Origin of the sequence: Maridesulfovibrio spiralis (SeqCode) (genome assembly GCF_048571135.1) — a bacterium.
Lineage (GTDB): Bacteria > Desulfobacterota > Desulfovibrionia > Desulfovibrionales > Desulfovibrionaceae > Maridesulfovibrio > Maridesulfovibrio spiralis.
Map to the genome: position 1 here is coordinate 2281695 of NZ_CP182344.1, position 12571 is coordinate 2294265.

A 12571-nucleotide genomic window follows, 5' to 3' on the forward strand; every position below is an offset into this window, starting at 1 on the left:
ATTTACTCAAAGTGCGTTGCGAGTAAGTTCGCAAAATTCGCACACTTCATATTGAATTAGTAAATTCGCAAAGTTCGCGAAATTCGCAATATAAAATAAAAAAAGTGGATGTCGCACCTACTGAAAGGGCTTCGCTGGTGGAGTGTGCTTATTCTGTTAAGCCAGCCTACCCAATGTCGGACTTTTGCTCCGCAAAAACATTGGGGCTGGTGAGGGAGTTGCTCCGCCTCCCTTCAAACCCTCTGGATTTTGAAAGACATGACTGACGCCAAAAAGACTGAAAAATTATCCATGCGAGTGAGTCCAAAGGACAAAGAGTTAATTCTCGCCATGGCCGCTGAAAGTGGAATGAGCATGGCTGATTTTGTGCGCGTGCGTCTCGGACAGACCAGAGTTCGCCGCAGCAAAATTGAAAGAGAGAAGCTGCTCCACTTGGCGCGCATCGGAAACAATTTGAACCAGATTGCACGCTGGGCAAATACGCACAAGAGCAGCGCGGACGCACTCCTAATTCTTGCCGAGCTGACTTCCATTGAGCAGGATCTGAAATGTATATGAAAGTCTTCGCTCATGGTCAGGGCAATGGGGCTCAGGCCGTGGGGTACGTGATTGATCCTAAACGTAAAGGTCGTGAGGAGTCTCCGCCGGAAGTCCTGCGTGGTGATCCTGAAATGGTTCAACAGGTAATTGGCTCTACAGATCGTAAATGGAAATACACATCCGGTGTTCTTTCCTGGGCTCCTGAAGACAAAGTCAGCCCTGAAGTTGAGCGCAAGGTCATGGATGACTTTGAAAAGACTGCTTTTGCAGGAATGGAGTCGGATCAATATTCCATCCTTTGGGTTCGGCATAGCCATGCCGGACATCATGAGTTGCATTTCATCATTCCGCGCACTGAGCTTCACCAAGACAAGGCCATGAATCCATGCCCACCGGGATGGCAAAAGCAATATGATGTGTGGCGGGATCTCTGGAATGAGCGAATGGAGTGGGCAAGACCGGATGACCCTAAACGGGCGCGAATCTCTCAGCCCGGAAAGGCAATCCTGTTCAGTAACAAGAGCAAGGCTGAACTTAAGGATCAGATTACAAATCATCTGGCCCAAGGTATTGCTAAAGGCATTTATCAGGACAGAAATGATTTGGTTCAAGCATTAGAATCCGCAGGCTTTGCTATTCCGCGCAAAGGGAAAAATTACATCACGCTGGAATCACCACAGGACGGCCAACGCATAAGGATGAAGGGAGGGATATATGCAGCATCTTGGCGAGCTGACCAACAAATTGAAGGAGCAGGTGGACTCTCAATCCAAGGAGATGGAGCAAGTCGTGCAGAGCGTATTTCAAGACTTGAGCGAGAGCTTGAGGAAGTACGTAGCGTCCGAGCTGAATACCATATCCAAAGATATGGAGGACCGCCTTCAGGAACTCAAGAAAAAGCAATCCAAGATCTCGGCTCATTATTGGAAGCAAAACATTTTGGTAAACTTCGTGTCCGCACTGTTGTTGGTCATAATATCAGTTTGTGTGACCGGATTTTACGGTTGGAGAATCAAAGAAAAGCATCAGGTGTTAACAAACATCAACGCGCAAATAGCAACCCAGAAGAAGCAAGAAAGCAAATTTACGAAATGGGGCATCAATGCCTACCAGAACGGCAATCAGAAATATCTGGTCTTCCCCAAAGGGATAAAGTTGGAAATAGCCCAGACAAACAACGGCCAGCCAGCCGTTTTACTAACGAGGTAGATCATGAACGAGTTAAGTCGGAGCTTATCGGAGACACTGAGCCGCTTAAGCGAAGAACAGATGCAAAGGCTGAAAGATCAAGACCGCAAGATAGCAGAGCAAGGGCAAAGGATTTCCGAGCTGGAACAGGAGGTTCAAGGCTGCCGGGATTTGCTGAGCGGATTGGAAGGTGTTTTGAGCGAGTTGGAGGAATTGTCCGGGTGTTTTCGCGGCGGGCGGTGAAAGTGAGGGGAAATGTCATTAAGCGAGGTCCTTAGGCCCGTCCATAAGCAAATCATGCTTTTTATGCTGTTTTATGGATAGGTTGATGGCAATAGCCATGAATTGACTTGCAGAAAATATAACTGAATTGTAATAGAATTCGTAGTTTGTTTATAAGGGTGAAATGTTAATTTTAAGATACTAATTTTTCGGGGTGGAAGTTATGTTTGACGATGGAATTCGAGATCTCGTTGTTGTAAAAAAAGAACGCAAACAGAATCCAGATGCTGGGTTGATTACTCCTATTGCATATATTGACACAGATGGGAGTTATACCCCTGTAAACTCATCTGATTTCCCAAATGCAGGCGATATATTTATTCGTAGCGGTTATACTGAATATATTCATGAAGTGTTTGATGAAAATGAATTGTTTAAGCTTACACACTATTTTGAAGTTGAAATATATGATGATTCACCTTCAACAGCTAAGTATAGAGCTGACGCGAAGCACTTTGAAAAAAGTAATGTCGAACGTTTTAGAAATTTTGAATTATGCCCGCTGATTGAAGTAGACAATATCCCTAATCCTTCTAATCCATATGTTGTTTCACTCATAGAAAATGGTTACGTTTTTCTTTTTGACGGGAGTGATATTGTTGGGCCATTTGAAGTGTCAGATGATGGAAGTGGTTGCTGCAAGGTTAGTGCTACAGAAAAATCAAATTTAGGTGGATTGCCGTCACATCACGTTTTTAGAATTCCCGAAGATGTCGCAAAGCAACGAGGAATTGTCGTTGTCTTGCCTGTAAATGGAGTTGATGTTCAATATGTTAAGAATATTTTTGATGCCTCATATGTTTCAAGTTTTGATAAGATAGATTTTATCTCAGATGAGAAGCTTATCAGTTGGGGGGCTGCTAAAGAGTTGGTTTCTGAAGTTAGCAAGCGGCCTACAAGAAAAATGCTTGCCGTTTGGAAAAACTCTCTTTCCAAAATAAAGAACTTATCAGATGAGTATGAAGATAGGCGGGTTAGGCTTCTTGCTTTGCTTGAAAAGATAGAGAGTGTAAATGAAGATTGGACTGATCAAATTCGGAAAGTACTTGCCGAGAATTCAGGGCTCATCGATGATTATATAAAAAGAAATGAAGATGCCTTGCTTGGAGGCATGAAAGAAGATTTGAAGAAGAAGGCTGAAAGAGATGCTAAGGATCAAGCAAAAGAGATCTATAATTCAGTGGTAAAGCTCAAGTCTGAAAGAGATTTGCTTGAAGCAGAAATCAAGCAGAAAACTGAGGAGAAGGTTCAACTAGAAGAAGGTAAGTCTGAAAGGTTGCGTGAAGAGCTTATAGAAACAGAAAATGAATTGTCTAAAAGTATAGAAGAGCTTGATAGTAAGCGCCGTATTCTTGAAGCTGATGTAGCAAAACGAGTTGAAGCTTTAGAGTTAGTTAATGATATTGAAAGTTTAAAGGATGAAGTTAAGTATCAGGAGACTACTAGAGATAGAATTAAGGCAAAGATTGAGACTCTTGAAGATAGAGATCTGCCTAAAGCATTAGCAAAAATTAAGACACAACTAGATGTTTTACAAGGTGTTCATGTCACTGAGGAGCAGTTAAAACGTAAGATGTCGAGGGGGGGTATTGAAATTGATGTTAATGACCTCAGCACGACAGCAAGCGATTATGTGCAAGATGTACAGAGCTATTTTGAAGACTATTGTAATAGGACCATTGATTATGATGAATTAGCTAATGTTCTCATCTTGTTACAAAATAATTTTTTAACGATCTTAGCAGGCCCTCCTGGAGCAGGCAAAACTTCAACAGCCTATCTTCTTGCAGAAGCACTTGGTATACAAAATAGTGCTTTCCTTCCTGTGTCTGTTGCCCGTGGATGGACATCTCATCGAGATATTTTAGGTTATTTTAATCCTATTAGTTCACATTTCCAGTCAGCAAAAACTGGTATGTATAATTTTTTACGGAATGTAAGCTGCGTTGATAATTCAGATCCTTTGTTAAGTTTAATTCTTATGGATGAAGCAAACTTGTCACCAATTGAGCATTACTGGGCTGATTTTTTAACCATGTGCGATGAAGAGACCTCAAGAACTATCGATATTGGGTCTTATCGTGACGAAGATAGTCTTATAGTTCCAAGGCATTTAAGATTTATTGCAACCATTAATAATGACAATACTACAGAAAGACTTTCGCCGCGATTAATCGATCGCGCTCCTATCGTCTCATTGCCCGAACAGGAGGTTGGAAGTGTTTCACTCTCAGCTATATCAGCAGAAGATAAACCATTACGTAAACCATATTCGTATAACTCTATGGAAACTATGTTTTGTGCTGATGATGAAGCTGATTTCTCTGATGTTGAAAAAGGAATGTTGGATAAGGTTGCAAAGATAATGGGCAAAAAGGATGGAAGCCCTCGAATGATAATAAGTCCACGTAAAATTAATAATATGAGGCGTTATTGTGCTGTCGCACGTGACGTACTGAAAGAGCAAGCTGCTTTAGATTTCGCTCTTTCGCAGATGATCTTGCCTGCAATAGAAGGGTTCGGGGAAGACTATGGGAAAAGACTAGAGGAGTTGTATGCCACTGTTGATCATTATCCCAAGACTAAAGCTCTGTTGCAGGATATTATTGACCGTGGAAAGCGTGCTCATCACTCCTATTCCTTTTTTGTGTAGAAGCTATGCATACGTCTCTTGATGTCATAGATAGTCAAAGTAAGTCGATTATCGCTACTATACCTGTGGCTGGTGAAGAAGGTTTTTCGCTAGTACTTAACGAGAGTGATAGTATCATATTCAAAGTTGACTTGCCGATCGGTGCTGAAGATGTATTGTTGTTTATCACAGATATTCCTTTGGAGCCCAATAGGTTTTCTCTACTTAGTGATAATGTTCAAAGTTGCTCTTGGACATCTGTGGATAAAAATGGATTTTTCCAAAATATATATGGAGAATGTCAGCTTAAGTTAGTCTACAGTTTTGATTCTAAACTTGTTGAGTGTAATTATTGCCCCATTAACATAGTTGGTAGTAAGTTGTCTGGGGATCATGTCGAAATGATGATAAAGTATATATCGAGTCGTTCGCCTAGGTGTATATGGTCTCCTAGGTCTGCGACGCGTTTAGAGTCATCATATGAAAAATCTTCTCAAAATTGTTTGGAATTTTTCCGCGAAGCTCAGTTGGGTAGTGAAGTCTTGAAAAATGTATTGCCATACATTGTTTCAAAGCCGCTTACAAAACTTGCTCCACATCGACAATTAGCTTCAGCTGGCCATAATCTCTTTTATGGTTTGTCTAGTATTGATTGGCTGTTATCAAATTTGGAGGTTCTAGAGCCTGATCAGCCATCACCAACCAGTTTGAGTCTTAATTGGAGATACTACACGCCTCGAGAAATTGAGATTGAGGAGTTACACGAAGATACTAATATCTATGAAAATAAAATGATATATGCATATATGCGATGTGTTATATCGTTTTTGTTGGAGTTTAGGGAAAAGTTTCAAGATGACAGATCTTATGAAAAAGAACTTGAAACCTATGGGCGTCTTCCTCTTTTTCTAATACTAAAGCGTGAAAATATTAAGTTATTTTCCACGTATATAAGTAGAGTGGATCAGTTGATTGTAGAGTATCAAAGTTCAATTAGTTTGTTTGAAGATTGTATTGGGGTATCAGAAGCTATTTTTGCTGATCCAATGTTCACAGCGAAAGTTCGATCGAATATTTTTTACCGATCTGCTTTTGAGCGTATTGCTGCATGGCATACTTTGGGGACACCTAACTGGGAAAGTTTGCAATCTTTTGCAGGGATAAAATCAATCGATCAGATTTATGAAAACTTTTGTTTTTTTAAAATAGAAGAAGTGTTAGTAAGTATTGGCTTTAATCGTGTTGAAAATATCGCAGAGTGTGAAATTGAAACTACTAAGTATTCGTGTTTTGAAAATGATGATTGCTTTATAGAATTGTATCATGAACGTGAATTTCGTTCACGCGACTATGATGAGTGTGATGAATTTTATTGTATAGAAAGGTGGAATACAGCGGTCCGACATAGAAATCCTAATCATGCTTTTTCTAAAAGGGTCCCAGATTTTACCTTAGTAGTAAGTTCAAGAAGAAATGCGAGTCGTAAACAACTAGTAGTTTTTGATGCTAAATACACTAGCTATAAACTTGCTTTGCGTCAGTATCTTCCTGAATGTGTCATGAAATATGTTCATGGGATTGCAGATGCAAAGGGGGGGTATTCTCCTGTTGTGATCTTCTACATTCTTTTTGCAGGTTCTGATGATGCTGCTAGTAACGATAGAGGGGCATTGCATTATGCAGATAGTAATTATGATTTATTCAGTAAACATCCGCAGTTCCCATGCTTGGGCGCAGTAGAAGTTTCTCCTCGGGAGCGTTTCGATTTTAAATTATTTGTAACTAGGGCTATAAATCTTGCTGTTGAGCAGATTGATTGTCATTATAGTGACTACGCCGAACATCCACGTCCCACAGGAGTAACTCCAGACAAATCAACCTGACTCCGAACCTTGCCAAGGTCATAGTTGGCCTGCATAGCCAGCCAGCTTTCGGGGGTACGTCCGAGAACCTTTGAGAGGCGCAGGGACATTTCTGGGGATACCGCGCTCTTGGCGTTCAGGACACGCGCGAGGGTGGACGGAGCCACGCCGAGCATCATTGCTAGCTTGCGGCAGCTGAGATTGTATTCTTCCATGTACACGGAGCTGATAAGCTCGCCGGGATGTGGGGGATTATACATAGTCATTAGTGGTAATCCTCGTAATTTAAAATGTAGGCATTCCCGTCGCGGAACTCAAAGGTCAGCCGCCAATTACCGTTAACGGTTATGGACCAGAGGTCCGCACGGCTTCCTTTGAGCTTATGCAGCCTGAATCCGGGAAGGTTAATGTCTTCCGCTTCCTGAGCCGTATCAATGACTGAAAGCTGGATTCTGAGCCGCTTGGAATGCTTGGCCTGTATCCCAGCTGTTGAACCGGATCGATAAAATTTTTCCAGACCTTTGTGCTTAAATGTTTTGATCATTGTTCTTCATTAGTATGTTGCGCACTGCGCAACGTTTTGTCAAGAAGTGTTGAGGATACTAGTTTTCTAAAACAGCAACCGCAGCTTTTAAATTGTCCGGCGCAAGGTGGGCATATCGTTCAGTCATAGCCAGAGTGGAGTGGCCCATGAGCTTTGCCACGGTGTAAAGTGGAGTTCCTCGTTGAACTAACCAGCTTGCGAAAGTGTGGCGTAGGGTATGGAAGACAACCTTTTGTCTGCGGTCGTCGATACCTACATTTAATCCAAGCTCGTCAACAGCCTCATTGAAAAGTCTGGAAACCTCATTAAGCTTTTTACCGCGTTGTGCACTAAAGACTGGCTTTTGGTCAGGATCAACTTGCTTGCGCAGTTCTCGGAGTTCTTTCTTTACCTGTTTGGTCATGAAAGCGTGACGTGAGAATCCATTCTTGGCGTCACGTATCAGGATCATGTCGTCTGCGAAGTTCAGATCCTTCCATTCAAGCTCGATGATCTCGCCAGCTCTAAGGCCGCAATACAGAGAAACTAAGGAAACACTATGCAGCAGCGGATTTCTTTCCAGCAGCACATCAAGGAGCTGGTCTGCTTCATCTTCTGACAGAAAGCGTGTCCTTCGGTTGTCCATCTTGGGCATCTTGATTTTCTTGACCGGATTGTCGCCTTTGAAAATATCCAGATTCTTGGCGACATTGTATACTTGGCGCACGGTCGCAAGAGCATACTGTATGGAGCGGGGACTGCGTCCCTTTTCAGACATATTGGTTTTGATCTTTTCAAGGTCGGTCGCTGACACGCTGGCAAAAGGGCAGTCGCCAATTGTCGGTGAAATCCAGATTCGATGTAGGCTTTCTTCCCGTTTCCATGATTTGGCAGCTTTGTTGGCTTCCGCTTGCGGTCGATAGAATTGAGCCCAGATTTCATCAAAGGTGATCCCCTTGTCTTTCTCGGCTCTCGCGCGTGCTTCCTGCTCTTCGAGTGCAGCGGCAGCCATTTCCTTTTTCTGCTTAAGCGTCTGGGGGAAATTGCCCTGAGTCTGGTTGACCTTAAGCTCACTGAGAACGTTTGCAGCATTTTGGGCTTTAACGCCCTGACTGGCCCAGCCTATGGACTCGGTTTTGGTCTTCCCTTTATACTTGTAGGTGATGGTAAAGTACTTGTCCGGTTGAATGCCGTGCTTGCGGGTTTCGTGTTCCCGGTAACGTACTCCGGGGTATTTCGTTTTGTTCCACTTAGGTCTCGTTGCCATCTTTTCCTCCAATTCCTGTACAACTCCTGTACAACTTTATTTGAGTATGGACAATGATCCTAAGTGAAAATTTGTGAAACTTAATTGACTAAAAGTTTAATTAAAACAACTATTAAGTTAGTTTAAATGAAATTGTGTGATTTGTTGTGAAACACCAAAAAACGGACTCAAAATCCGCCGGGTTCACGCCCTTGCGAGTTCGAGTCTCGCTCCCGGTACCAGATATTACAAGGACTTACAGCTTTATAGTTGTAAGTCCTTTTTTTGCGTCTGGTGTTTTGTCCCCCATTTGAAGGTGAAAGGGGATGAAAAATGCTTTAAATCAAGGTGTCCGCCTTAAGAAGGATTGAGCGTTTTTATTCAGGGGGCAAGCATGGACGCACTTATTTTCCCCGGCAAGGGTAAGGACTGGCTTGCTGGAATAGGGGAAGAGGTGCTTAAAGCTGGGTATCAAGCTGCTGGTTTGGATTTGGAAGCTGATTTTTTGAATCTGACGTTTTCGGAGCAAGTAGCGCAATCAAAGCAGTTTATTGAAAGTGAGTGGGACCGCTGCCCCTTTGTTTTTATTGTTTAATTATTCACTAAATCACCGTCTATCTACTCAAGGAGTTCGCAGTTACGCTTTCGGTATAAATTATTAGCAGCCTGCTTTCGTGCTTCCCCTCTGTAGCCTTCCAATTCTTTGTCTTCGTATACTGCCGACACAATCTGTGAATATATCGACCCGGCACAAAAGTCTGAAGAAGGCCCTCTCCTATTTAAGGTCAAATATAAAGGAGATTTTTCAGCCACCTTTTTTGTATAGTTTTCATATCTTGTGTAGTCTAAGTATTTGATTATTTTGAAATATCCTTTATAGAACAGTCTGGAGTGTTCATTTTGGTCCTCAGCGATACTAGCGATAGTGGCACACTGAAACAAGCTTACAGCCTCTTTACCAAGCTTTATAATTTGGTCTTCCGAAAGCTGAGGTTGTGAAGGATGTAGTTGTATATATCTCCAAATCTCAGCGAATTGTTGTTGCCCTTCAGCTATTTGTGCAGGAGTCATTTCTTTTTTCAATGCTTTAAGCCGTTCCGTCCCAGTGGCCATGTTCCCGCTTGCATCTGCTATCGACATCCAAGCATAGGCCATTACGTTATTTTTGGGGACACCCCTGCCGTCAGAATACATGTAAGAAATGTTTGCCTGAGAAGTCCAAAGCCCTTGCATGGCGGACTTGTAAAACCAGTGGAACGCTTTTTCTTCATCTTGTGTGACACCTTTACCCTGTTCATATAATGTAGCTAAATTGTGCTGTGCTTGGGCGTCTCCTTGCTTGGCTTTTCCCATCAGGTCAGAATTAATTTTCGCAAGGCATGGCCCTGCGGAACAGGCAAGAATTAACCCAACCAGCAATATAGATATTTTCTTCATGACATCCCCTCTCGTTTTTGAATTTTAACGCTAGTCTAATTCTCAAAATAAAAAAAGCCCTCCCGCCACATTTAGCAAGAGGGCCGCTGCTCATGTTCGCCGTGATTCTAATCCAGATGTTTCAAGGCGTCTTCGTGATGGATAAAGGTCACGTTGATAATCTGCTCCGGGTCCAAGGCGTCATATTCTTCTTGTGTGAGGGTTGAACCTTCCATTGTCCAAAGTTACCCGTCTGAATGTAAAATGATTTGATGTTCCCGCCCACGTTTGGGCATGGTCTTATCTTCCATTTTTTTCAGGCGGTGTTTAAGAGCCATCACTGTTTTCCTCCAATGCCTGTACTCGCTGCTCAAGGTCCGAGGTTTCGATAACTTTCGACATTAGCTGTGCACGGTAGCCCCCCCCCAAGTTGGCCCCCAAGTCACCCCCCAAGTTAAAGCATTGATTGAAGCCATCTCTGGCGAAATGAGCCGTGATGAGCTGCAAACGGCTTTGGGCCTTAAAGACCGCAAGTCATTCAGGGAACTTTACCTCAAACCTGCACTTGAAGAAGGGCTCGTGGAAATGACTATTCACGACAAGCCCAATAGTATGAATCAGAAGTATCGCTTGACTGAGAAAGGGCAACTGGCTGTATAGTGGTAGGGTCTTTTTCGAGTATTTTGAAGCAGATTGATAATGGTGTGCCTATTGTCGAACTTTGCCTAGAACACGGGCCTAGATTGTCTGGATTTTGTGTAGAAAAAAATGTTATTAAAAGATCTTGAAATAACAAATTATCCATCGAGCCGACGGAGTAATTGAGATGAAAGCACATTTTAATTTTGAAGATCTGAGCCAGACTTTTGTAGGGGCGTTTGCATTGGCGGTCCCTATTTCTTTTTCCGAGGAAGCTTGGGAGATAGGCCCGTCTTTGCCGTTGTTGAACTTGCTTTTGATTTTTACTTTGTCGGTTTTATTCTTAGCTTTTTTCACCTATGAAAGCGTGTTTAGCGGGGACGTGAAGCATAGGGTTGGAGCTTTCTTTTTCCGTCTTCTTGTTGCTTATGCTATTGCAAGCTTAGTGGTTGCTCTCCTCCTTTTTGCCTTGGATAAGTTTCCATTAATTTTAGCTCCTGAAGTCGCAATCAAGCGCCTGATTGTCATAACTATGCCAGCTTCTATGGGGGCGATTGTTGTAGACAGCTTTGATAAGGAATAAAGGTGCCTACCCTGATAGTGTGTGCTTTTCTTCATTGTTGGTCATATTTTATAAGCTTACCTGGTAAATCAGCTAGACTTATGTAGTAACAGCACTAGAATATAATTCTGTATTTGTTTGTAGTTGCAGCCTAAGTGTAAGTTGTTAATTAAATGAAAGTCTTCGTCTGTTGCAGTTAGTGACGTCTTCCCCGGTTGTTGCCTTTACCAATCTGGCAGATATATATTTAAGCCATATAATCTTAAGCCCTTCCATTTTGAGTGAAGTGCTACGGTTTTTTTCGGTGAATCAACCGAAATTCAAAAATTATTACTCGGCTATGACCGGCATAGTCGTTGTCTGCCCACGATGGTTGCGGAAAGTGTATTCCTTGTCGTTTTTGTCCACGCAATAGTAATCCGGCATTAGTGGGATCTTGCCAATATTGGTTGCGCAGACATACATAGGTTGGGCAAGGCCCGTGGTATGCCCGCGCAGCCCATCACGGATGAGTTCTGCACCTTTTTCTATGGGGGTGCGGAAATGGTCGATTCCGGGTGCTGGTTCACAGTAAAATACGTAATAGGGGCGGATGCGGTATTGCAAAAGCTTTTGGTGTAGGTGGCGGAAAGTTTCCAGATCGTCATTAATTCCCTTGAGCAGGACCATCTGATTGCCGACGTTCACGCCGCAAGTTACGAGATCATAGACTGCCTTACGAGTTCTAGGTGTTAGCTCTTTTGGGTGGTTGCACTGGGTATTGAGCCAGACAGGGACATCGTGGTCTCCACCCAGAATTTCAACCAGTTCAGGAGTGATGCGTTGCGGCATGGCAATGGGTACGCGGCTCCCGAAGCGAATCATTTCTACATGTTCGATGGAGCGCAGGCTTTTCAGCAGAAATTCAATGCGATCATCGGAAAGCAGCAGCGGATCTCCACCGGTGACTAATACATCGCGGATTTCTTCATGTTCCCGTATCCAGTTTATTCCTTCCTCCAAATCAAAGCGCAATTCCAGATTCCTATCTACCACCAGCTACTTACGGAAGCAGTGCCGGCAGTAATTGGCGCAAATATCGGTGACAGTAAAGGCAATGCGATCCACGTACTGGCGGGCAATGCAGTCAGGTCTTTTTTCTTCGGTGTCGCGGTTTTCTTTCCAGACCAGATAGTTATCCAGCCCGTATTTGTTCTCTGTTTCCTTGAGCGAGGGAATAGCCTGCATGCGGATTGGACAATTAGGGTCGTCTTTGTCCATCAGTGAAGCCATATGTGGGGTTGTTCCCCATTTGGTATTCAAAGTGTTTATTGCTTCTTCTTCGTCAGGAGTAACGTTAATGTACTGCTTGAGATGGTCAAGGGAATCGACCATGTTTTGCATCTGCTTTTTCCAGTCTTCCATGAATTCTCCATGTATTTATTGAACACCAGTTCTAGAGGGATATTTAAATTGAAAGGTGTTGATTTACAGGTTGGTTTTAAGTTTGGTTCGGTTCAGCTAGATAAGATTTAAATTGCCGGAATTTGACTGCTGGGAAACAAAACAGGTCTGCTGCTCCACCACAAGGCGATCTATTGGGTATGCACAGGGTAGGCGATGTACCTATTTGTGCCATGAGGTCTTTGTTGCTGGCCGCAGATTTGAATTCATTTGAAATGCCTGCTAATGTATATTCTTT

General features: G+C 42.9%; 13 protein-coding genes. 7 read left to right on the forward strand and 6 right to left on the reverse strand.

Going from position 1 to position 12571, the window contains the following annotated elements; genetic code table 11:
- The first annotated feature begins 258 nt into the window (after positions 1 to 258).
- The 4 genes from ACNI29_RS10210 (at position 259) to ACNI29_RS10225 (ending at position 6525) form a co-directional block, all read left to right on the forward strand.
- A complete protein-coding gene (locus tag ACNI29_RS10210; RefSeq protein WP_419778275.1) occupies positions 259 to 558 on the forward strand; it encodes a plasmid mobilization protein in 300 nt (99 codons plus the stop codon).
- Positions 549 to 2006, forward strand: a complete 1458-nt coding sequence (locus tag ACNI29_RS10215) for a relaxase/mobilization nuclease domain-containing protein (protein ID WP_419778276.1) — start codon at positions 549 to 551, stop codon at positions 2004 to 2006. Before ACNI29_RS10210 ends, ACNI29_RS10215 begins: the two co-directional genes overlap by 10 nt.
- A 167-nt stretch (positions 2007 to 2173) precedes the next feature.
- Positions 2174 to 4663 (forward strand): DUF8727 domain-containing protein, encoded by a 2490-nt coding sequence (locus tag ACNI29_RS10220; protein ID WP_419778277.1) that lies wholly within the window; start codon positions 2174 to 2176, stop codon positions 4661 to 4663.
- 5 nt (positions 4664 to 4668) lie between these two features.
- Positions 4669 to 6525 carry a hypothetical protein gene (locus ACNI29_RS10225; protein WP_419778278.1) on the forward strand — a complete coding sequence of 619 codons (1857 nt, stop codon included), beginning with the start codon at positions 4669 to 4671 and terminating at the stop codon, positions 6523 to 6525.
- Here ACNI29_RS10225 and ACNI29_RS10230 read toward each other — a convergent pair.
- From ACNI29_RS10230 to ACNI29_RS10240, 3 genes are read right to left on the reverse strand one after another with little or no spacing between them, the layout of a single operon-like run.
- The gene (locus ACNI29_RS10230; RefSeq protein ID WP_419778279.1) at positions 6474 to 6770 is read right to left on the reverse strand and encodes a HigA family addiction module antitoxin; all 297 of its coding nucleotides are present in this window, start codon (positions 6768 to 6770) and stop codon (positions 6474 to 6476) included. The genes ACNI29_RS10225 and ACNI29_RS10230 overlap by 52 nt on opposite strands.
- Positions 6770 to 7048, reverse strand: a complete 279-nt coding sequence (locus ACNI29_RS10235; RefSeq protein WP_136675751.1) for a type II toxin-antitoxin system RelE/ParE family toxin — start codon at positions 7046 to 7048, stop codon at positions 6770 to 6772. The genes ACNI29_RS10230 and ACNI29_RS10235 overlap by 1 nt, the downstream gene beginning before the upstream one ends.
- A gap of 58 nt (positions 7049 to 7106) precedes the next feature.
- Positions 7107 to 8294 (reverse strand): tyrosine-type recombinase/integrase, encoded by a 1188-nt coding sequence (locus tag ACNI29_RS10240; RefSeq protein WP_419778280.1) that lies wholly within the window; start codon positions 8292 to 8294, stop codon positions 7107 to 7109.
- 373 nt (positions 8295 to 8667) lie between these two features.
- Here ACNI29_RS10240 and ACNI29_RS10245 point away from each other — a divergent pair, with 373 nt between their 5' ends.
- On the forward strand, positions 8668 to 8868 hold the full coding sequence (locus ACNI29_RS10245; protein WP_419778281.1) for a hypothetical protein: 201 nt from the start codon (positions 8668 to 8670) through the stop codon (positions 8866 to 8868).
- A gap of 23 nt (positions 8869 to 8891) precedes the next feature.
- On the opposite strand, the gene ACNI29_RS10250 is transcribed toward ACNI29_RS10245, so the two are convergent.
- On the reverse strand, positions 8892 to 9710 hold the full coding sequence (locus tag ACNI29_RS10250) for a tetratricopeptide repeat protein (protein ID WP_419778282.1): 819 nt from the start codon (positions 9708 to 9710) through the stop codon (positions 8892 to 8894).
- Positions 9711 to 10094: 384 nt separating this feature from the next.
- On the opposite strand from ACNI29_RS10250, the gene ACNI29_RS10255 reads away from it, so the two are divergent.
- Positions 10095 to 10349 (forward strand): Fic family protein, encoded by a 255-nt coding sequence (locus ACNI29_RS10255; protein ID WP_419782102.1) that lies wholly within the window; start codon positions 10095 to 10097, stop codon positions 10347 to 10349.
- Between the two features lie 166 nt (positions 10350 to 10515).
- On the forward strand, positions 10516 to 10911 hold the full coding sequence (locus ACNI29_RS10260; RefSeq protein WP_419778283.1) for a DUF2391 family protein: 396 nt from the start codon (positions 10516 to 10518) through the stop codon (positions 10909 to 10911).
- 309 nt (positions 10912 to 11220) lie between these two features.
- Here ACNI29_RS10260 and ACNI29_RS10265 read toward each other — a convergent pair whose 3' ends face one another.
- Both ACNI29_RS10265 and ACNI29_RS10270 read right to left on the reverse strand, forming a co-directional pair.
- Complete coding sequence (locus ACNI29_RS10265) at positions 11221 to 11925, reverse strand: KamA family radical SAM protein (RefSeq protein ID WP_419778284.1); 705 nt, start codon at positions 11923 to 11925, stop codon at positions 11221 to 11223.
- Positions 11926 to 11928: 3 nt separating this feature from the next.
- The gene (locus tag ACNI29_RS10270) at positions 11929 to 12294 is read right to left on the reverse strand and encodes a hypothetical protein (RefSeq protein WP_419778285.1); all 366 of its coding nucleotides are present in this window, start codon (positions 12292 to 12294) and stop codon (positions 11929 to 11931) included.
- Positions 12295 to 12571: the final 277 nt, after the last annotated feature.